Origin of the sequence: Microcoleus sp. MON2_D5, from assembly GCF_036701905.1 — a bacterium.
GTDB lineage: Bacteria > Cyanobacteriota > Cyanobacteriia > Cyanobacteriales > Microcoleaceae > Microcoleus.
The window spans coordinates 1-20,511 of record NZ_JAUBRM010000096.1 but is presented as its reverse complement, the minus strand read 5'-3'; the positions used below and the strand labels follow the sequence as shown (position 1 = coordinate 20,511).

Sequence of the window (20,511 nt, the reverse complement as noted above, 5' to 3'; positions counted from 1 at the left end):
CAACGTATTAAATTTCACTCTAATCACGCTACTTAATGTTTCGTCACATAAAGATAATTTTTCCCGCCTACCTACTTCATTTAAATCGGGAAGTCTTGCAAAATCTCGAAAATGGGCTGCAAATAACGATAACTTGGACACCGAAGCAATTAGCTTATGCGCCACTTCTAAACGCGGTTCTGCCCAAGTTGTTAATCTCAACTCAGTTAAAGCCTCTGGAGGAATAGGATGGGGAACTAAATTCCACCACTTTAATTCAAGCTGTTCGTCATTTGATAACAGAACAGTTAGGGAAATGCGCCATGCCGTAGCATTCAAAGACTTGCCTTTGACTAAGGGTATAATGACAACAAAAGGCCAATTTAAGTCAATCACATGGTGTCGCAAATCCTTGTTCTTAACTTCTAAAAATGCCTGCCAGATCGCAGTCAGTACCCTTTCCAAGGAGTTGTATACTTCTACAGGATTTTCGCTATCAATTTTTATCCACAGTGTCCGTTCCTGTCTCCAAAGAATCTCTTCAGATACAACCTGAATCCGTAACTTGTCAGAGGAAATATTTCGCAACTCTTTTTTTAGATTGTTTCTAATTCCTCTTTTAAGATTATCAAATCGATTGGCAGACTCTAGGACAGGATTCTTTAAGCGTAAATCTGGTTGAGATGTAAATAAATACCAGAGATTCCATACACGCCTATACACTACCTGTTCTTGATCGTCCAAAGACTCCAATTCATTGTCATTGATAAATTGAGCTAGCAACTGTCTAAAGTTCTTGTGGAGCTTGGGCCAAAGTTGGATTGTATTAGCTAGGTTGAAATTGGATATACGAATCACATGAGGTTGAATCCCTTTTTGTTTGGCGATTTCAATTATTTGGTTTTTGGTTGCCTCATTGTTCTGTTCAGGCTTCAATCCTTTTCCCAGGAGTGGGTTTAATGCTATTGCATGAAGTGCCAGGTTAAAAAAATTATCAAGAGTGCTAGTGTAAGTTCCAAAATTAGTTAAAAAAGGCTTGTAGAATTTGAGAAACAAAGTTCGCTTACTGACAACGGCTAAATTTTCTTTAGCCTCTTTACTACCTTCATTAGGTGAATCTGAGGTCAGTTCATCAACAAAACCCCATTCATCAAGAGCGCAAAGGGGAAGCAGGGGCTTTTTTAGCAGTATCTGCCGACAATAATCCCATCTTTCTGCATTAATTGATTTATCCATTAACGGAACGTTTTTTGAGTGACGGAAATATACTTCTAAACCCTGTTCTAGTTGTTTAATCGCTTGCAGTACAGTCTATCTGAGGTTTAAAATTGAATGAGTATATTCCTGCCAAGTTTTAGGTCTAAAAGGTTGTAGCGCCAATCCTCTAAATGTTGAATTGACTGAGAGCAGCCACGAGATTGGAAGATAAGACTTGGGAATACCTGTTTTTTGAGTTTCATCGAATGGGATTTCACCTGACCAAACCCTGTGGCCGTAACCTTGACAAGCATACAGTTCTCGATTTGGCAGCAGTCTTCTTAATAGTCCGCATCGCTGCACGGCTTCTTCATGCAAGCGATTTTTAGTAGTTTCGGCTTCTTGTTCGTCTTCAGATTGAGAGCCGTTTTGTTGCTGGATATCAACAATAAAATGAGCCGTAAGTTTTTCTCCATCATCTTCCAATGCTACGGTTTGTGTTTCTTGCCGAAAGCGATTCATAAGTCTAGAGCGATTCGTCTCCAGCCAAGAACTAAAGCCGTCTTGATATCCGCAAGACATCCCTAGCATTAAATCAGCTAATATCTCGATGGGGAGCGCATCAATTGCTCGGTCAATCTCATAATTAGAAAGCCATTCTGCTAAAGGCCAGGATAGTCCAAAATGTCCTATCCAAAATATTGTTTCCGCCATACCAGACCAATCCACATCAGATGAGGGTGCTGTAGGTTTTTGAGTCCGACTTGACAACCATGTTTCAGCACGTACAAACACCTGCTTCTTATCAGTCTGACGAGATTGATAAGCTTCTATTCGCTGCCGTCTTTCTGGAGGGATCGTGTGTCCTAAGTTGCTTAACCACAATCTCCCCCAGCCCGGAGTAGCATCTGCAATATCGCCATCTAATACAAACAGAAAACCAGTTCCTACATCTTGATATATTTCTGCAATAAGTTGTTGATTAGCTTCAGCGTATTCCTTAATGCCTAACCAAATTAAAGCCCGCGTGACTCCTGCTATTGCAGTCCACTGTTGTGGCTGATATGAGGTAAGAGACTTTAGCAAAGGTTCAATTTCAAACCGATGACGGGAGAAGGCGTAAAGGAGAAAACTTTCAACATCCCGTTCAAAGATGAATGGCAAACAGATGCTAGCACTTTCCGACCAGGGTGAAAATGTTGAATCGCTTAGAAGGTCAGCAAGTATTGCTGAACGTATAGGATGTAATCCCTGTATTAGGGAACCATCCTCACTAAGCCTCAGCAAATACTCTTTTTCAAACTGTTCACAAGTTCTCTCTGGCACAGTTAAAGCTAAATGTTTGACAAGGGGTTTAATCTGCAACCGAGATTCAAAGGCTGACGCTACCGAAGCCAATCTCAAGAGTTTAATTTCTGCATAACTTCGCTTTCCTGTTCTGGCTTCATCCTTAAGTCGCGTTATTTGTTGTTCGAGTCTTTCTCGAAGAGAATTTCCCTGAGTCACCAGATAGACAAATTCCATGAGGGGGCCTTCACCGCCAAATTTGTTCCAGGCCTCCTCAAAAGTCAAGAACTCTGCTGGAAGTTTTTTGTTTGTAAGAGATTGATAGATTTCCTGCGCCTCAATGCGATCGAAGGTCAGTTCGACTCCTGAAAATTGAATTTCAGCACCAGAAATACTGGCTCGACGAAAATCTTCTTCGCGAACCGTTACTAGAACTTGAATGTTTCTATGAGTAGATAATTCCTTGACTAACTCAGTCCAACCAATATCGTTGGGTGAAACATCCAAGTAAACGGCAATTGGTATACCGATTGCATCAGCTTGACCTGCTAGAGCCGTCGCAATACTAAGAGCGTGTTCTCTACTATCAATTAGTTGAACTTTAAATCGCCATTGGTCTGGAAAGAACTCGTGAAGATAGCGAAATGCTAAAGTAGTCTTGCCTTGACCAGAAGCCCCGTGGATAATAACGACTCTATTTTTTTCTCTATTTTCTTCAAATTTTTTAGCTAGTTCTTGTAATTTTTGAGAGCGCAAAACATCAACATCCGCCAGAATATGCTCGTAACGAGCTGAAATTCCACGATAAAATTCCTCCGATAATTCATCTTTTAATTTGGCATCAATTTCTGGCTCTTCTAGAGGCACAATGGTGGTAAACCACTCTTTGTGATGGGCAGCCCGTTCAGCTATAAACCGACCGACTTTGTTAATCTTATCAACCACATCACGCCGAGTTATCTTGCACTTGTTCTCGGCACAGATATACAGCCAAAAATTTAATATTTCAAAGGCAGACTCGGGATCTACACCCGTTAAAGTCTCTTTGAGAAACCTATACACACTCTCTGTTAGTGCAGCTTCTTTTACACGACTTAACTGTATTTTTGCCAAGAGGCTATCTGCTTCTACCTCGGACAGAAATGTGTACTCGCTGAGTTTTCTGGCTACAGTTTGTCGTTTATTATCATTTTCCCCACAAGCTTGGCGCATTTCCTGACCTATTTCACCGAAACTAGCAATACTAATTGTCAAGTGAGAGTTGGTCTTCAAAAGTTGGGCTACTCTGTAAAAGAAAGAATTACTTTTTTGAGGATTAAAAGAGGAAAGCGCCAGAGCCTCACTGTGCGCTTTGACCTGTACTACTTCCACGAGATTGTTACTAGCGTCAAAAATAGCTAGGTCTTCTTTACCTTCAGGCTGAAAAGTAAAGTTCGCGCTGTCATTGGATTCAAGTAGGCGCGAAAGTGTGTATAGAGCTTGAAGTCGATAGCCGCGATATGCAGGCGTAGCGTCAGATTGTGAGGATACGGACATCTGTATAGTTTGAAAATGCGAATCGGCTTTAAAACATTTGTTCTATTATGACATTACTCAAAGTCTAGTTAAAATAAAAAGAGAGATTTTTTGATTAAATTAAAAAGATATGCACTCTGGATGATGACGATGCGTAAATACATTGTTTTTAGAGCCGAAGGGCGGCAACCGGGATGGGAAGATCGAATGCTATCCCACACTCATTCTCTGACTCGCATCCTTGCTGAATACTTCGATTCATCCGATCGCCCGATCCCGCAACCAGGATACAGGCCAACCGAGTTTGTCAGGGTTGAAGCAGAACACGAACCCAATTTCCACGGTTGGAGTACCCATTACAAAACAGGTGATTGGGAAGTTGCTAGAGTCGAAACCTACACCCCCGATATCCCCAACCTTCCTCAAGGTGGTTCGAGCGAATTCGGCATGGTGGTTATCTGCTATTGTCGCTACAATCCGATCGATGCAGCGCTCAAACCAATGCCCGATCGTCAGGTTTCGATCGATGGATTCGGTGGCGACAGGGAAGCCTACGAACGTTGGCTAGAATCTCAAAAAGACCGACAAGCTGCTGAGGTATAGCGAGGTAAATTTAAGGGCGATCGCTATTCGATAGACTGGCGAAAATCAAGCTTAGGGCGATCGCCCTTTTGATTTACCGCACCAAAAAAGCCACACACTCAACATGAGAAGTCTGAGGAAAGAAATCCGCCGGCTGCACTCGGGCTAACTTATAATCCCCATTTTCGCACAAAATTTTGAGGTCGCGAGCCAAGGTAGCAGGCTTGCAGCTAACATAAACAATGCGATTTGGTTTGATTTCCTTGATAGCTTCCAAAACCGCGCGATCGCACCCTTTCCTCGGCGGATCTAACAGCACAATATCCGGTGTCAATCCCAAGGAAGGCAGCAAACTCTCTACAGTTCCCGCCTGAAAATCGACATTTCTCACGTCATTTAACTCACCATTTAATTTGGCTTGTTCGATCGCCGCCGGTTGCACTTCTAAACCTATGGCTATTTTTACTTGTTTTGCCAGGGGTAAAGTAAAAGTACCAATTCCGCAGTAAGCGTCAACCAAAACCTCGTTTCCCTGCAAATTCAATTCCCCTACCATCACCTCTAACAATGCTTCAGCAGCCTCTGTATTTACCTGGAAAAAAGTATCGGCTCTTAGCTGAAATTTCAAACCCGCAAAGCTTTCTCGCAGATAAGAACGACCTGCAATGCAGCGAGTTTCTGCACCAAAAATCACATTTGTTTGAGCGGGATTTATATTCAAACAAACCCCTGCCAGTTGAGGATATTGTTTCAGCCACTCTGATGCTTGCTCTTCGAGTCCCGGCAAGTCTCCAGTGCGAACTATTAAAGTTAGCAGCATCTCGCCGGTGCGCCGTCCGATCCGCAAGGACAAGTGACGCAATTCTCCTGTATGTTTCTTTTCGTCGTAGACTTGCCAATCCCGCCAGTGGATGTCTTCTTTGACTTCTTTTAACAAAGGATTGAGGCGCGGGTCTTGCACCGGACACTGATTTAGATTGACTAATTTGTGAGTGCTTTTTTGATAGTAACCTGCTTGGACTTGACCTGTTGCAGATATTGCCACCGGATAAGTCGCTTTGTTGCGGTATCCCAAAAATTGAGGAAATCCCTCGATTTTTCCCGTTAAAATTTCATCAACTTGCGGATTGCTAAATCCGCCAATCCGTTCTAAGGCTTGAATGATTTGATTTTGCTTGGCTGCAAGCTGATATTGATAATCTACGTGCTGCCACTGACAGCCGCCGCACTTGTCGGCGACAATGCAGTTAGCTCGGATGCGGTGTTCGGAGGCTTCCAGAAGTGTGTCCAGCTTACCTGTAGCATAGGTGGATTTGACTTGCACGAGCCGAACAAGGACTCGATCGCCCGTCACGGTATCGGGCACAAACACTACTAACTCACCAAAACGACCAACTCCGTCGCCGGTGTCTGTCAAGTCAGTAATCTCTATCTCAATCAGTTGACCTTGCTGGCAAGGGTTTGCCAATTTCGTCGAGTTTGGGGTCGGGAATTTAGATTTGGTCACAAGTAGTCGTGGTAGGATTTAATATGGTAATGCAATATCGCTCTCTCTTTCCTGAGATAAGTCGTAGCGAAGCGGGGCGTAAGTCATCGCACTCAAGCTCAATTGCAGGCTGTCTTCCTGCTGCTGAAAGTCTTGGTGCTAAAGCCAAGCTTCAACCTGCAAGTCAAGCCGGCTGTGAGTTGCCCCTACCCGTGCCTGTGCGATATGCTGTTGGGGCGAGCTAGCAAAAACTCGTTAAACAGTCAAAGTGTCTGCCGACATCAAAACTCTCACTCGCAGTTTTTGAGTTTTTCCCGCAGTACCCTGGAACACAGGGAAACGGGCTTGAACATCAAGCATAACGTTTGCGGAGATTTACCCGCTACTTCTAATGTTGATAAATGTTAGAAGCAAAGTAAATCGCCCAACCAAGAATCTCATCTTTAAGGGATGAGAATGTCAATTAATCTTACTCTCAAATATCCTCAATTTTTTTGAATAACAATGAGCGTAGTTAGCCAACTAATTCTCCAAGCCGACGACGAACTTCGCTATCCCAGTACCGGCGAACTTCAAAGCATCAAAGATTTTTTTAAAACCGGAGAACAGCGGGTGCGTATTGCTACTGCGCTGTCTGACAGTGAGAGGAAAATTGTTGAAGAAGCTAGTAAAAAACTCTGGAAAAAACGACCTGATTTTATCTCTCCTGGCGGCAATGCTTACGGCCAGCGCGAACGGGCTTTGTGTCTGCGCGACTACGGCTGGTACTTGCGCCTGATTACCTACGGTATCTTGGCGGGTGACAAAGAGCCGATCGAAAGCATCGGTTTGATTGGCGTTCGGGAAATGTATAATTCTCTGGGCGTTCCTGTTCCTGGCATGGTCGAAGCTATCCGCTGTTTGAAGGAAGCTTCTTTGGCTTTGCTCAATCAGGAGGATGCTAAGGAAGCAGCTCCTTATTTTGATTATATCGCTCAGGCAATGTCTTAAGTGCTTTGGTGATTGCTTTCATGAATGTGGCGGAGCATTCGCGGGTGATTTTTGGGGTGATTTTATCTCGCAATTGCTCGCAAATGTTTCGCTTCTGTTTTTTGGCAAGGAAATCTGCCTCATTTTTGCTAGGAAGCAATGCAGTTTAAGCTTTCCCAGATGTTGAGTTCGTCTTGTCTTTCAATGCACATTTGATTTAAAAAGTCAAGTGTTTTTGGGAGAGATTGTTTTTTGAATTTCCGGCTGTCGTACTGAATGGATGTTTTGAGCTGCGAGAGTTCTCCAAGGGTGGGGCAGGTTTGGATATGATGGGCGATCGCATTTTGCCATTCTTCCAGCTTCCGGTACGAGATAAATTGTCCGCCTCTGTCCCGCCGGTGCACGAAAACCACGAAAGCCCAGGATTCGACTCGCTTAATTTGATTTTGGCTGATTTTGAGCAGTTGGGCGATCGACCTGACGGTGATGCGGAGCTTTTTCGAGGGTTGGATGCGGCGAAACAGTGCTGTCATGGCTGAGTCACTCCTGAACTTGGATGAGTTAGTAGGTGTTCGTCTTTGTATCTTACTATATCATATCATTCTACACGAATGCAGAAAAGTTGCAGTAATGTTTCTAAATGTGTAATGCTCAAACCCTGTGTGCTGCCTTGAGCAAGGCAAAAGTACAGCTAGCTTAAGAGTTAAATTGGATCTGTAAAATGCCGGGATTTCTTGACTTTAAGGCTGTCGTCGATCAGGAAAAACTGCGCCCTGTGCGATTTACGGATACGGGACGCGGTAGATTGGGCAAACTTCTGAAAGCAGCTAGAGAGATTCGGGGCTGGTCAATTATTGAAACAGAAATGGTCACAAAAGAATACGAGGCCGCTCTGTTTCGGACAGCCGGAGATCCTGTACCAAAAGATGTCGGTATTAGTAATGCTACTGTTAGTCGCTACGAACGCGGGAAGTTAGAAAGTTTGGATTGGCGATCGCTCAGTCTGTTATGCTTTGTCCTCAAGCCGATCGACCCGGTGACAGGAGAGGCCCTGGAACCGACAAATGCGCTTTATATCGCCTGCGAACATCCGCCGTACAATGATGCGAAGCTTTACGAGTAGTTGATTCCTGACATCTGGCAGTATTGTGAATGAGCTTTTTTTGGGCGGGCTAGAAGCCCACCCCACAAGAGGAATATTGAGTTGTTGTGGAACAGGCATCTTGCCTGTTCTTAACAATAGTGATCGGGAGTGAGTTATTACCGATCGCCCTTTTGTTTAGCAATTAAAGCTTTAGCTTGCTGCCACAGAGATTCTAACTCTTCTGGGGCATAATCCGACAAAGGTCGATCGCACGCAGCCTCTACCTTCGCAAACCGCTGCACGAAGCGATCGTTTGTTCCTTGCAAAGCAGCCGACGGATCTAAATCGTACCAGCGAGCTAATTGAATCAACACAAACATAATATCTCCCAATTCCGACTGCTGCGCTGCCTTATCCTCGTGTTTGAGAGCGTGTTCAAATTCTGCCATTTCTTCGTGAAATTTCTCCCAAACGCCGTCTACACTGTCCCAATCAAAACTCACTTCCGCAGCTTTTTGAGAGATTTTCATCCCGGCGGTTATCGGCGGCAAAGTGCTGGCATAACGGCTCATTTTCGAGGCTAAAGTTGGCGGCTTTTCCGAAGTTGTGCCTTTTTCAGCAGCTTTGATTTTTTCCCAGTTTTCGTTGACTTCATCGACGCTGTTGAGTTCGACATCGCCGAAGACGTGGGGATGTCGCCGAATTAGTTTTTCTGTAATGCCCGCAGCGATTTCGGCGAAGGTAAATTGATTGGCTTCGCTGGCAATTTGAGCTTGCAGAATTACCTGTAACAGTAAGTCGCCCAATTCTTCGACGATCGCATCTTTGTCTCCTTTGCGAATCGCGTCGGCGGTTTCATAAGCTTCTTCTATGATGTGAGGAACTAGAGTTTGGGGAGTTTGGGCTAAATCCCAAGGACATCCGCCGTCTGGCGATCGCAATTTCGCCACAACTTCTATAAGTTCTTTGAGTGCTGTGAGCGATAGACTTTCAGAATTAGACATAATAATTTACCTTTTATATCAACCGCCAAGACGGTTATAACGTTGTTACTCCAACTATTGATATTATTACTTCTTCCTTCTTCCCTCTTCCTTCTTCCTTCTTCCTTCTGCTATGGATTTGCTAGATGTGCGAGTGGGAGCTTTGATTTTGGGTCTCTTAATTGTCTTAGGAGGGCGCAACCCGCTCAATCCTTTCTTTTTGAATCTTTTGTAAGCCGAGCCGCCCCAATCGCTCAGATAGTGGCTCATAGCGCCCAATTCTAGACCGATGTAAACGGCTAAAATTTCGATGTGGTGTTCCCAGAGCGATCGCCCGTAACTGAAAACCACATCCTGCCAATTCCCGCCTAAGTTCCCGACTTTTTCGGCAATTGCCAATCCCAACATTCCGAGAACCGCAATCCAGATAGCGAGGTACAAGATTCGCAAAGCAGTACCGATTAGAGGGCCGTGGGACAAAAAAGAGCGGTGGCGCAGGCTTTTTTGGTACGGGAGCCAAATCGCTTTGAACCATCCCCAGCGCTGATACTGGCAGGAGTAGATATCCAAGTCGGGGCCAAACATCAGCCCGCCGAATAAGAAGCTGCCGGAAACGAGCAAAGTCAGGTTGCTGCTCTGAGTCTGGCCAAAGGTGAGGGCTGCCACCAAGGGCAAACTCCACATGGTTATTTGATCGTGGGTGCGGCCAGAGGGCATTTAAAGTTTAGGATTTTTTTTACTTGATCTTTCTGAGTTACTGTGATATGATAAATCCCGGTGAGTGCAATTGGGTGATTAGCTCAGTGGTAGAGCGCCTGCTTTACACGCAGGATGCCGTAGGTTCAAATCCTACATTACCCATCCGATAACTCAATATCAACAGTTTCAGCCGTTTTTAGCCGTCAAGCCGAGAACGGCTTTAACTTTTGCTGTTGACGGTTGACTTTTGAATTGGATGACGACTAAATTTAACATTCTGTGGCGGATGTCTCAAAAGTTGGCACGCAATGCTAGAAAATTAATTTATTGATTTTCTTTTTTAGAACCTTGTATGTCAACAACCCACCACTAAATCGGAGTACCGATTCTAGTGGGGGCTTGAAATACAGCCCTAGTTGACCCGTCTAAGTGTTAGCTCACTACGTTTCTTAAGTCACGACACCTACAAATGCGACGCCAGTTTGTAGCTCTGTCATCTAACGTTAAACAACCATTTGGGAGGTAGTGCGTTAGGTGCAAAAAGCTCTAGAAACCTTGACTAGGCGAACATTACCCGAAAGGAGGGACAGAAATGTCCAAAGTCTTGATCGTGGACTCAGAAAAACGACCCTTAGATCCAATTCATCCGGCCCAAGCCAGACAATTACTGTGGCAGAGAAAAGCTGCTGTCTTTAGACGATTTCCTTTCACCTTAATTCTCAAAGAATCGCATCCCGATTCGCCAGTACAAGGACTTCGTTTAAAGATTGACCCTGGTGCAAAATATACAGGCATTGCCTTAGTTAAGGATATCACCGGTGAGGTAGTTTTCGCCGCCGAGATCAAACATCGGGGCTTGGCGATTAGAGAAGCCTTAACGTCCAGACGACAATTGAGACGTAGCAGACGGAATCGGAAAACTCGCTCCCGCCAACCACGTTTCTTAAATAGAACCCGTCCAAAAGGATGGCTACCCCCTAGCTTACAAAGTCGAATTGAGAATATCAAAACTTGGGTAGAAAGATTACGCAAATTCACACCGATTGCAGCCATTAGTCAAGAATTAGTCCGCTTTGATATGCAGTTGATGCGAAATCCAGAAATCCAAGGGAAAGAATATCAGCAAGGAACTCTCACTGGATATGAAACCAGAGAATACTTGCTGGAAAAGTGGAATAGAGCATGTGCCTACTGTGGAGTTAAGGATGTTCCACTGCAAATAGAACACATTCACCCAAGGGCAAAAGGAGGTTCAAATTCAATTACTAACCTAACTTTGAGTTGCGAAAAATGTAACAGGAAGAAAGGGACGAAAGACCTTAAAGAATTTCTGCAGAAAGACCCAGCAAAACTGGAGAGAATATTGGGACAAACCAAAAAACCTTTGGCAGATGCAGCCTCGGTCAATACCACCCGATTTGCGTTGTTAGAAACTCTGAAGGCGACTGGTCTGCCAGTTGAAACGGGATCGGGAGGACTAACTAAATTCAACCGTTCCCAACAAGGATTAACAAAAACTCACTGGTTGGATGCAGCGTGTGTTGGACTTTCCACTCCTGAATTAACAATCAAAGGAGTTAAACCGTTGCTGATTTCAGCGATGGGACATGGTTCAAGACAGTCTTGTAGAACCGATCGTTTTGGCTTTCCCAATCGCCATGTTTCCAGAACCAAGTTTCATTTTGGTTTCCAAACGGGGGATATTGTCCAAGCGATTGTGACGAGTGGAAAAAAAGTGGGAATCTACAAAGGGAGAATTGCAACTCGTGCTAGTGGAAGCTTTAATATTTCCACAGCGAATGGACTGATTCAAGGAATTAGTCATCGTTATTGCAAACACATTCACAAACAGGATGGTTATGGCTATGTTGCATAGATTCGGGCCCAGTTTCCTCCCGCCACTGACCTGGGTACAGGTACAGTGGGGGTCTCTACGGGGGAAGACAGATGAAGCCTAAAATCACGAGCCCGATCGCGTGGCAGCAAGCTGAACTGCTCATGCAGCCAGCGATGATCCGAGTGCTCGACAACATCCGCAAACAATTAGAGGAGTCTGTCTGGACGGGCACTTATCAAGAAGTGCAGATTCCAATTCCTGGCTATCAACTAATTTTAGAGCTTCAAGGCGAGCAAAGATGCGTCGATATTTGGGAACTTTGCTATCGAGTCTGCTTTGTCAACTACCAGCCCGCCCACACTCAACTGCAAAGCCAGGAAGTCGTAATTGACACTAGCTTGATTGACGATGACACTGGCGATGTAGATTGGAATCGTCTTGATGCCAAAGCCAGTCAATTAATACAAGAAATATTCGCCAATTTGGGCAAATAGTCAGTTGTCAGTTGTCAGTTGACAGGAAAGCAGCAGTTAACAGTCAACAGTCATCAGTCATCAGTCAACACTCAACAGTCAACAAAATTTTATGCGGATTCAAGAATTGCACGACATTCAAGCAGCGGCTGGTGCTACTTTTGCAGAGTTAACAACCAAAGAAATTGTGCCAGTGAGTTTTGGTAACGACGCAGAAGCGATCGCGGCAACTAAAAAAGGTGTGGCTTTGTACGATCGCACTCACTGGGGACGCATTCAAATCTCAGACAGCGATCGACTGCGGTTCTTGCACAATCAAAGTACCAATAACTTTAATATACTCAAACCCGGTCAAGGTTGCGACACCGTTTTCGTGACTTCCACCGCCCGGACGATCGACCTCGCCACCGCTTACGCGACAGAAGATGCCGTACTGCTGTTAGTTTCAGCCAACCGCCGCCGCCAACTGCTGGAATTGCTCGATCGCTATATTTTCCCAATGGATCGCGTGGAGTTAACAGATTTAACCGATACAACTGTTACTTTCAGTTTCCTCGGCCCGGAAACCAGTCAACTACTAGAAAAAATCGGAGTTACCGAACTAGAAAATCAACCTTACGCTACTCATAAATTGATAAATTTTGCAGGTATGGAAGTCCGAGGGGCGGTTGGTAGCGGTTTAGCAACTCCCGGATACACGTTAATTGCGCCAGCAAGCGATGCAGCAAGCTTGTGGCATGAATTAGTCAAAGCTGGGGCCGTACCGATGGGCGATCGAGTTTGGGAACAACTGCGAATCGAACAAGGACGCCCCGTACCCGATTTTGAACTCACAGACGATTACAACCCCTTAGAAGCCCGCCTTTTACACACGATTACCTATGACAAAGGCTGCTACATCGGTCAAGAAACAATTGCCCGGTTGAACACCTACAAAGGAGTCAAACAGCAACTTTGGGGCGTGCAGTTGAGCGGTGCGGTTGAACCCGGAACAGCCGTCACTATTGGAGAGGAAAAAGTCGGCAAACTCACCAGTTTTACGGAAACTGAATCGGGCTTTTTTGGTCTTGCTTACATCCGCACAAAAGCGGGCGGTGAAGGACTGAAAGTGCAAGTCGGATCGGTGTCAGGGGAAGTAGTAAATGTACCTTTCTTGAGTTCCTAGTTGCGATCGATCGCCTGTTGGCGCCGCAGCGCCCAAAACTTTTTTGTTGAGGTTGATTTAGGTGAACGTTAACGCAATAAATTGACACGAAGTCCTATCTTTAGATAGATTTGCAAACCAACAACAGCAATTATTGTATATTACAGTCGTCATAGAAAAAACAGAGTTTTTCAATGAAAAAGTTTACATCGCGCTTAGTTACAATTTGCCTGCGAGTAGGAATAATCTTTGCTGTAGGAATAGCGCTGATTTTTAGCTCCGAATTGGAATTGTCGGGCAACAAAATGCAAGCGATCGCTACATCTTTAACCCCTGAAGCTAAGTCTTACGAAGTTGCCCGTCCCGCTCGGCAGCCAACAAGCGATACAGAGAAGGATGCCACGGGTGTACTTGACAATATCCGAGAAAAGCTGAATCTTGACCAACCGATTGCCCCCAGTACCAAAAGATTTATAGAATCGGTAAAAGATAACGTGGGCGAAGCAGTTACGCCGGCACAGGCAGCAGTAGAAAAAGCTACAGATCTAGGTAGCAGCGATCGATCCAACTAATTCAATCGCATCCAGTTTTCAAATATCATATTCTTAGTCCGCCTGCGCGGACTTTGTTTGTTTAGTAGCGATTTCCAGATCCGAATCATGGAAGGGATAATGAACCCCGATTCGATTGTTCACATCGGCACTTCAGGCTGGAGTTACGACCATTGGGAAGGTGTGCTTTATCCCCACCAGCTACCGCCTCGCTCTAGGCTCGATTGCTATACCCAGCACTATCAAACCGTCGAAGTTAATAGCACCTACTACCGCTGGCCACCAAACACTACCTTTGCTAACTGGCGAGAGCGCCTCCCCCAAGGATTTTTGATGACCGTAAAAGCGCCCCGCGGTCTAACGCACTCCAAGCGTCTTTACTCGCCAGAAAAGTGGTTGGAACGGATGAGTGAGGGACTTCAATGCCTGGGCGATCGACTGGGTATTCTGCTGGTCCAGCTTCCTCCCCAGTTCGGCTGCGATTTGGCCCGCCTAGCCTACTTTCTAGAACAGGTGCCCTCCTGGATCAAAGTAGCTGTGGAATTCCGACACCCAAGCTGGCACACAGAAGAGGTATTTTCGCTGCTAGAACGCCAAGGAGCGGCTTACTGCGTGATGAGCGGGGCCCTCCTCCCCTGTATCCTGCGCGCAACGGGTTCATTCGTCTATGTGCGCCTCCACGGCCCCGACCCCAACAATCTCTACGGCGGCTCCTACTCGGATGATGATTTACATTGGTGGGCCGATCGCATCCACGAGTGGGAAAGCCAGGGGCGAAGCGTGTTCGTCTACTTCAACAACGACGGAGAGGGAAATGCAGTGAGGAACGCTTCAAAGCTAAAAACTTTTGTGGAGAACCGTACTTCCTGACAAGCGAAGATTGAGAGCGTCCCCATTCTTTTGGGCGCATTCAAAAACGCTCCGCAGTTCCCTGAAGCTGAATTAGAAATCGGAGGTGGCGTTTGTCTAGGTTGTTGTTTGACGATCGCACTCACCCCGAACCCGCACATCCAACTCAACATCACCCAGCACAAGCCGATCGCCTGCTGCTCAACATTACTGAGCACTCTTGCTTCCATTTCAAACAAATCCCGTAGGGTGCGCTTGACATTGAGAAACACGAAATACTCCGTCAGTTTCTCGATGCGATAATTAAACACTTTGTAGCGGTGTTTGAAGTACAGTTCCCCATTCCCTCGGTGTTCCCACAATCCCAGCAAGTTGATGGCCACCTCTGAGCAATGGACTCTCACATCCCGCTGCACTGCGGCTATCCGTTCCTCAATTAGTCGAGTCGTAATTCCAATTTTATAGAAGCTCTTGCCGTCAGCTTTTACCTCAAAAAAGTAGAGCAAGTTCACTCTTGATGCGCCTCAATAGTGCGCGGTAAATATTCAAGTCAGCCCGCCGTTCGTCAAAACAAGATAACTCTTCCACGCGGGCAACATCTACGGAGCGATCTAACTTAACTAACAGGGAATTGAAAGCCCCTGCTTGCGATCGCTCGGTCAGGAATCAGGGAGTATTTGGATTCTAGATATCAATGCCCGTCGATTGTATGTGTTTTCGGAGCCAGGGGCAGAGTGTTATGCTAGCCCGCTGGTGTTTGCCGAGTCGGATTTAATCGCACCTTTGGCATTTCCAGATTGTCAGGTGTCTGTGGAGGATTTGCTCAGGAGGAGTGCAGAGCCCAGTTGTGAGTGAGGAAACTTTAAAAATTTATGGACAGACTGAAACGGCCTTGCAATGCTGTATCAGCCAGCCGCTACAGACAGGACTTTTCAAGGCAAGCGTTGTTTTTCGGACGCTTGCTACACAAACGCCAAACTCTAACTTAACTGGTTGTAGCCAAGTATACACTTGATTGTGATTATAAGTCCCTCTAAAGAATTATTTGTATATTCTCCTGAAGACAGATGATAGCAGCGACCAACGCCAATAATATACAAGGTGTACAGAGCTATTAGGTAATCTAAGGGCATAATTTAAAAGCAGTCTAGCGCCTGATAGGAAAGACATTCGACTTATCCACTTGTCCAAGCTAAACAAAGTGGCAGTATGTGGCGTAGTCTTGTGCCTTACTTCAGGTTAATGACCAATTGAGCTTTGATTCTTAATTAATTAAGTTTACCTGATTTCTTCTTTCTCTGTTCTACCTGTCAGACCCTAATTACCCTGTTGTTATAAGTACCTATAAAGAATTGTTTGTAGATTCTCCTGAAAAAGGAGGAGAGCAGCGACCAAGGGAAATAACATCAAAGTCTACAGAGTTATGGGGGAATCTAAAGCCAGAATAAAAAGCACTCTTTTTGGGCCTTATAAGACATACATTCGGCTTACGCACTTGCCAAAGTTGAAAAAAGTTGCAGTAGGTGGCGTAGTCTTGTGCCTTACTTCAGGTTAATGACCAATTGAGCTTTGATTCTTAATTAGGTTTACCTGATTTTTTCTTTCTCTGCTCTATCTGTCACACCCTAACTACCATCTGGTAATACGCTTCTTTGTAGATGGCACAAAGGTTACCCGACATTTTCGCAGTTTAAGACATTTGTGTTGCTTGTAGGTCATTGGGTATACCCAGACTGACAAATTTTCCTTTTACCCGATCACACTTATTTAAGAAGTATCATGGTTAACTTACTCAGACCGCCCAGTGTTTCTTCAAGCTCTCGCTTCAGTACTGTAACTGGTTTGTGGAGGCAACAGTCTCTTTACGACAGGAGGGCGCTGAAGACTGGTATCGTCCATTTCGGGCCAGGTCGTTTTTTTAGGGGTCACCTTGCCTACATAATACATAACTATCTTGCACAGAAGGGTTTCCAAGAGCAGAGATGGGGGATTTGTGGGGTTAGCCTCAAGAGTCAACAGACCATTACTAGGTTGAAACCACAGAGATTCCTTTACACTTTGACCAAACACTCTAGTTGCGCTCAAAATCGTGAGGAAGCGGAAGTTATAGGTTCTATCAGGGAAATAGTTAATGGTAGAGAGAAGTGCGAGTATGTGCTTGAAAAGATGGCGTCTCCCTCTGTGCACCTGGTGACTCTTACTATTACTCAAGGAGGGTACCATCTAGACAAGAATTTTAATCTCGACACCACGCATGAAGACATCGCGCACGATCTGCGAAATCCTTCCACTCCAACAACTGCAATTGGCTTTATAGTAGAGGCGCTACGCCGACGACGCGATCGCTCAATGACTCCGTTCACCACCCTTTCTTGCGACAACCTCCCAAGAAACGGGGAGATCCTGCGAAAAGCAGTGCTAGCTTACGCTGAAGAGATCGATCCTCAGCTTGCAGAATACATCAGGGATAACGCCACGTTCCCTAATTCGGTTGTAGACAGGATTGTGCCTCAAGAGCAAGAATCCGACTATAACTACCCCAACCGACTGTTGCAAGTTCGCGATCGCGCACCCATTGTAACGGAACCATTTTGGCAGTTTGTCGTGGAAGACAACTTCACAGGCGATCGACCCAACTGGGAAGATACGGGGGTGATTATGACTAGCGACATCACTCCCTTCCTCTATATGAAGTCGAGATTCTTGAATGCAGTACACTCTTTCATAGCCTGTTTAGCTGTAAGAGCAGGTATAGAGTATATGCACGAGGCGATCGCGGTACCGGAATTCCAGTTGTTTACTCGGCTTCTGATGGACGATATCGCAGCAGCAACACCAGTGCCTCGCGAGATGTGCGAACAATATATGGAGCAGGTGTTACTAAGGCTCAGTAACGAGGCTCTTCCCGATACTACTGAGAGAATCTCTTCAGAAACCTGTAGAAAAGTAGGCAAGTATATATTTCCGATACTTCAGGATGCTTATAGCCGAAAGGTCAGCATGAAGCGGATTATACTTCCCGTTGCGGCGTGGCTGCTTGCAGTCAGAGAAGAGGCGTGCGAGTCTGGTCAACCCTATCAGGCCAAGGATACCCAAAGCGCAATTACAGCGATTCAAGAAGGCGCAGTGATTAGCGGGATTCTGGGATTGGAGAATTGCCAACAGACACAGGTCGTAGATAATGAATGCCTCCAAGCTTTGCGAGATCTCCAGACCCACGGACTATTAACTACGCTTAAAAATTACAGTGAGGGAGGTCTTTTAAATGAAAGCGCTTCAGCATGATTTGGTGGTGCTTTTCGATCATGACGGAACTGTCGTTGACAGTGAAACCATAGCACTTAAGAGCGCCTGGAGACTGACAAATGAAGTGGCTCGTGAGTTCCCTGGCGCTCAACACTATGAACTTGAGGACTTTGTTAAAAGCTTCGCCGGGAAACCCTACAGGGAAATACTCAAAAATATCTACCCAGACTCATTAATCAGTCTTAATGAGCGCGATATTGACAGGCTAGTGGCTGAAGAAGAAAAGAGAGCGATTGAACGGCTTACTGTAGAAGCAAAAGCGACGGTCGGAACGCCCCAAGTGCTGTCTTCCCTGCGCGACGACGGATTTGAATATGCACTTGTAAGTAACAGCAGCTTACAGCGGCTGAGTGCTTGCCTTACTTCTGCTGCCCTGACCGACTATTTCCCAAGCGAGCAGGTATTTAGTGCTCACGACTCTCTCCCTGTTCCGCGTCCCAAACCGCTTCCTGACATCTACCTACATGCAGTGAAGTGTCTGGACGCAGAAGTTTCGGGTTGCGTGGCAATTGAAGATTCTGTCAGTGGGGTAAGGGCTGCGGTTGCCGCTGGAATTGGGCAGATTATCGGTTATGTAGGGGGAACTCATATAAGCGAGGATGAACGAAGCAGCCGTGCAGATGGTCTTGTGTCGGCTGGTGCCCACCAAGTTATCGAGCGGATGGACGATCTAATCGGTCTATTATCAGCAACCCCAGTGTAAGGACACGGAGCATCACGCGATTGCTTGATGCCCTTAGCCCGGTTTATGAAAAATTAGATTTTGTCAAGAATAGCCCGGCCGACAACTTCATCAGAGATCCGTCATGCGATCGACTTGTCATGCAGATCCGCCAAAATTGACTCCACCTTTTTCACCCATCCTGCAATACTCATAATAAGCGGTCATCACAAGGTCATAAATTTAAGATGAACAGCAATACCAGCACAGGCTCAACAATCAAGCTGAATCAATCCTCCCTGTCTCTTTTACCTGGAAACGTGCGCGTACCCAAGTACGATCGCCATCAAATTACTAATGGAATTGTGCATATTGGGGTTGGTGGATTTCATCGATCGCACCAAGCGCTCTATCTTGATAATTATTTCCATCAGAATCCTGGTAGTGATTGGGGAATTTGTGGTGTTGGATTGCTGGACAATGACTATGACAGGCGTATGCGGGATGCGCTGCTGTCCCAAGATTGTTTGTATACCTTAGTTGAGCGATCGCTAGAAGGAGATCCCGCTCGAATCATTGGCTCAATCACTCGATACCTGTTTGCACCAGACAATCGTCAAGCAGTTATTGAAACATTAGCAGATCCTAAATGCCGAATTGTTACTCTAACGATCACTGAAAGCGGCTACTACTACATTGAAGGAAGTGGCAATTTTGATGTAAACCACCCGACGATGCAGCACGATTTGCAACATCCTGACCAACCAATTGGGACATACGGTTTTTTGACAGCCGCACTCGAAAAGCGGCGTAAAAAGGGGTTGCCACCGTTTACAGTCTTGTCCTGCGACAATATCCAGGGCAACGGCAACATGGTGCGGAAAATGCTAACAACATTTGCCGAAATGGGCGATCCCGAGTTAGGACGTTGGATTGCTGAACACGTTGCGTTTCCCAACTGCATGGTCGATCGCATTACTCCGCTGACAACCCCAGCAGATATCAAAATGGTGGGCCAACAGTTTGGTATTGATGATGCGTTTCCATGCGTCGCGGAGCCTTTCACCCAGTGGGTAATCGAAGATACCTTTTGTGCAGGCAGACCCGATTGGGAATCCGTTGGCGTACAGATGACTAAGAATGTTCATCCCTATGAAATGATGAAAATTCGGCTGCTCAATGCCAGCCATATGCTGATTGGCTATCTCGGCTCTGTGGCAGGTTATACCTACGTTTATGAAGTCATGGCCGATCCCTTGTTTCAGCAAGCAGTCGCTAACCTGATGGATGAGGTGACACCAACACTCCAACCCGTCCCTGGGATTGATTTAGACGATTATAAAAAAACTTTAATAGAACGGTTTTCCAATCCCAAAATTCGCGATCAGCTTCCACGCCTTTGCCTGAATGGATCGGCCAAAATTCCTAAGTTTGTTTTGGGATCGATCCGCGATAAATTACAACTTGAAGGTGCGATCGATTACCTAAGTTTGACGATTGCTGCTTGGTGTCGATACATCAATAGTCATGATGAACAAGGGCAACCTATTCCCATTGATGACCCATTAGCAGACATCCTGACTCAACGCGCCAGTTTGAGTCAATTAGATCCCAGACCATTACTGGGCCTGACTGAAATTTTTGGAGATTTAGTAGAGTCACCACGTTTCGTTGAGGCTGTTGCTGACCAGTTGCGTAGTTTGCATGAGTTCGGTGCTAAAGGAACGCTAGCCCGATTGTCATAGGCACCATCCGCATCCGTGAGGAAACTTATTTGGCGTTGCAGAATGTGAGGAGGATTCTTGTGGGGATTAGGGTTAGGCGTCCCGCCTGCTGTGAAAATACACGCCTTCGGGGTACGAGAGTCCATGCCACAAAACCATCAAAATCATCCCGCAATTATGCAACA

The 20,511-nt window shown here is 45.6% G+C and carries 19 protein-coding genes and 1 tRNA gene; 13 read left to right on the top strand and 7 right to left on the bottom strand.

Features of this window, described 5'->3' with window-relative positions; genetic code table 11:
- Positions 1-1,215, bottom strand: a 1,215-nt coding sequence (locus QUA47_RS25740; protein WP_333432853.1) for a hypothetical protein, incomplete at its 3' end; no start/stop codon positions are given.
- 75 nt (positions 1,216-1,290) lie between these two features.
- On the bottom strand, positions 1,291-3,999 hold the full coding sequence (locus QUA47_RS25735; RefSeq protein ID WP_333432852.1) for a P-loop NTPase: 2,709 nt from the start codon (positions 3,997-3,999) through the stop codon (positions 1,291-1,293).
- 90 nt (positions 4,000-4,089) lie between these two features.
- Between QUA47_RS25735 and QUA47_RS25730 the strand changes: the two genes are divergently transcribed.
- A complete protein-coding gene (locus QUA47_RS25730) occupies positions 4,090-4,581 on the top strand; it encodes a hypothetical protein (RefSeq protein WP_333432851.1) in 492 nt (163 codons plus the stop codon).
- A gap of 73 nt (positions 4,582-4,654) precedes the next feature.
- On the opposite strand, the gene rlmD is transcribed toward QUA47_RS25730, so the two are convergent.
- Positions 4,655-6,067 (bottom strand): 23S rRNA (uracil(1939)-C(5))-methyltransferase RlmD, encoded by a 1,413-nt coding sequence (gene rlmD / locus QUA47_RS25725; protein WP_333432850.1) that lies wholly within the window; start codon positions 6,065-6,067, stop codon positions 4,655-4,657.
- A 102-nt stretch (positions 6,068-6,169) separates the two neighbouring features.
- Between rlmD and QUA47_RS25720 the strand changes: the two genes are divergently transcribed.
- Together QUA47_RS25720 and QUA47_RS25715 are read left to right on the top strand one after the other, a co-directional pair.
- Complete coding sequence (locus QUA47_RS25720; protein WP_333289673.1) at positions 6,170-6,454, top strand: hypothetical protein; 285 nt, start codon at positions 6,170-6,172, stop codon at positions 6,452-6,454.
- A 96-nt stretch (positions 6,455-6,550) separates the two neighbouring features.
- Complete coding sequence (locus tag QUA47_RS25715; RefSeq protein WP_190655955.1) at positions 6,551-7,036, top strand: allophycocyanin subunit alpha-B; 486 nt, start codon at positions 6,551-6,553, stop codon at positions 7,034-7,036.
- Positions 7,037-7,164: 128 nt separating this feature from the next.
- Here QUA47_RS25715 and QUA47_RS25710 read toward each other — a convergent pair whose 3' ends face one another.
- Positions 7,165-7,548, bottom strand: a complete 384-nt coding sequence (locus QUA47_RS25710) for a hypothetical protein (protein ID WP_333432849.1) — start codon at positions 7,546-7,548, stop codon at positions 7,165-7,167.
- Between the two features lie 188 nt (positions 7,549-7,736).
- Here QUA47_RS25710 and QUA47_RS25705 point away from each other — a divergent pair, with 188 nt between their 5' ends.
- Positions 7,737-8,138 (top strand): helix-turn-helix transcriptional regulator, encoded by a 402-nt coding sequence (locus tag QUA47_RS25705; RefSeq protein ID WP_006634106.1) that lies wholly within the window; start codon positions 7,737-7,739, stop codon positions 8,136-8,138.
- Positions 8,139-8,275: 137 nt separating this feature from the next.
- On the opposite strand, the gene mazG is transcribed toward QUA47_RS25705, so the two are convergent.
- Both mazG and QUA47_RS25695 read right to left on the bottom strand, forming a co-directional pair.
- Positions 8,276-9,103, bottom strand: a complete 828-nt coding sequence (gene mazG / locus QUA47_RS25700; protein WP_333432848.1) for a nucleoside triphosphate pyrophosphohydrolase — start codon at positions 9,101-9,103, stop codon at positions 8,276-8,278.
- A 66-nt stretch (positions 9,104-9,169) separates the two neighbouring features.
- Positions 9,170-9,799 (bottom strand): metal-binding protein, encoded by a 630-nt coding sequence (locus tag QUA47_RS25695; protein ID WP_333432847.1) that lies wholly within the window; start codon positions 9,797-9,799, stop codon positions 9,170-9,172.
- A gap of 72 nt (positions 9,800-9,871) precedes the next feature.
- On the opposite strand from QUA47_RS25695, the gene QUA47_RS25690 reads away from it, so the two are divergent.
- The 6 genes from QUA47_RS25690 to QUA47_RS25665 all read left to right on the top strand — a co-directional run bounded on the left by QUA47_RS25690 (position 9,872) and on the right by QUA47_RS25665 (position 14,656).
- A tRNA-Val gene (locus QUA47_RS25690) sits at positions 9,872-9,943 on the top strand.
- Positions 9,944-10,373: 430 nt separating this feature from the next.
- Complete coding sequence (gene iscB, locus QUA47_RS25685) at positions 10,374-11,657, top strand: RNA-guided endonuclease IscB (RefSeq protein ID WP_333432846.1); 1,284 nt, start codon at positions 10,374-10,376, stop codon at positions 11,655-11,657.
- Between the two features lie 71 nt (positions 11,658-11,728).
- On the top strand, positions 11,729-12,112 hold the full coding sequence (locus QUA47_RS25680; RefSeq protein ID WP_333080559.1) for a hypothetical protein: 384 nt from the start codon (positions 11,729-11,731) through the stop codon (positions 12,110-12,112).
- 91 nt (positions 12,113-12,203) lie between these two features.
- On the top strand, positions 12,204-13,256 hold the full coding sequence (gene ygfZ, locus QUA47_RS25675; RefSeq protein WP_333432845.1) for a CAF17-like 4Fe-4S cluster assembly/insertion protein YgfZ: 1,053 nt from the start codon (positions 12,204-12,206) through the stop codon (positions 13,254-13,256).
- A 173-nt stretch (positions 13,257-13,429) separates the two neighbouring features.
- Positions 13,430-13,807, top strand: a complete 378-nt coding sequence (locus tag QUA47_RS25670) for a hypothetical protein (RefSeq protein ID WP_190655969.1) — start codon at positions 13,430-13,432, stop codon at positions 13,805-13,807.
- Positions 13,808-13,906: 99 nt separating this feature from the next.
- Complete coding sequence (locus QUA47_RS25665; protein WP_333289659.1) at positions 13,907-14,656, top strand: DUF72 domain-containing protein; 750 nt, start codon at positions 13,907-13,909, stop codon at positions 14,654-14,656.
- Here QUA47_RS25665 and QUA47_RS25660 read toward each other — a convergent pair.
- Positions 14,575-15,147: a hypothetical protein gene (locus tag QUA47_RS25660; RefSeq protein WP_333432844.1), complete on the bottom strand. Its 573-nt coding sequence runs from the start codon at positions 15,145-15,147 to the stop codon at positions 14,575-14,577. The genes QUA47_RS25665 and QUA47_RS25660 overlap by 82 nt on opposite strands.
- Positions 15,148-16,414: 1,267 nt before the next feature.
- Here QUA47_RS25660 and QUA47_RS25655 point away from each other — a divergent pair.
- The 3 genes from QUA47_RS25655 to QUA47_RS25645 all read left to right on the top strand — a co-directional run bounded on the left by QUA47_RS25655 (position 16,415) and on the right by QUA47_RS25645 (position 20,347).
- Positions 16,415-17,920 (top strand): mannitol dehydrogenase family protein, encoded by a 1,506-nt coding sequence (locus QUA47_RS25655; protein ID WP_333432843.1) that lies wholly within the window; start codon positions 16,415-16,417, stop codon positions 17,918-17,920.
- A complete protein-coding gene (locus QUA47_RS25650) occupies positions 17,901-18,644 on the top strand; it encodes an HAD family phosphatase (protein WP_333432842.1) in 744 nt (247 codons plus the stop codon). Before QUA47_RS25655 ends, QUA47_RS25650 begins: the two co-directional genes overlap by 20 nt.
- A gap of 206 nt (positions 18,645-18,850) precedes the next feature.
- Positions 18,851-20,347 (top strand): mannitol dehydrogenase family protein, encoded by a 1,497-nt coding sequence (locus tag QUA47_RS25645; RefSeq protein WP_333432841.1) that lies wholly within the window; start codon positions 18,851-18,853, stop codon positions 20,345-20,347.
- Positions 20,348-20,511 lie beyond the last annotated feature (164 nt).